The sequence below is a fragment of the Arthrobacter sp. 05T444 genome (genome assembly GCF_056395905.1).
Genome location: NZ_JBFTKK010000073.1, coordinates 1 through 419, shown reverse-complemented (window position 1 = coordinate 419; position 419 = coordinate 1). Strand labels below are relative to the sequence as shown.

The window sequence follows — 419 nt, the reverse complement described above, 5'->3', positions numbered from 1 at the left end:
TGACCATGACCTGGGGCCGGAGTCCGCCGGTGGCTGGCAGGGTGTTGGTGGCGAGGGCTGTTTTRCAGGCGCCGACGAGGCCGTCGAGGAGTTGTTGGGGTCGGGTGCGGCGTTCGAGGTGGGCGTCCGCGGCCGCGGCTTCGGCCGCGKCGCCGAATCCCGGCCCGGTATGCGCGCCCGCGTCACCGCCGGCGGTGTCGGTTGGACAGTCCGCGGTGTCGGCTCCGCCCGTGGCCGCTCCGTCCCCGCCGKCACMGTTCTCCCCGGTGSCCGCGCCGGCGCCGGTGCCTGTTCCCGAGCCTGTTCCGTCCGCGGTGGTGGTGGGTTGGGTGCGGGGGTTGGTGGCGGTGTTCATGGCGGTGAGGAGGTGTTCGTATTGGTCGGTGGTGGCGAAGATTTCCAGGTGGTGGAGGCCGCGG

At 72.9% G+C, this 419-nt stretch carries 1 pseudogene; it reads right to left on the bottom strand.

Annotated elements, in window-relative coordinates:
- Positions 1-419 (bottom strand): annotated as a pseudogene (locus tag AC1DD3_RS22135) (HNH endonuclease signature motif containing protein); the annotation flags it as partial.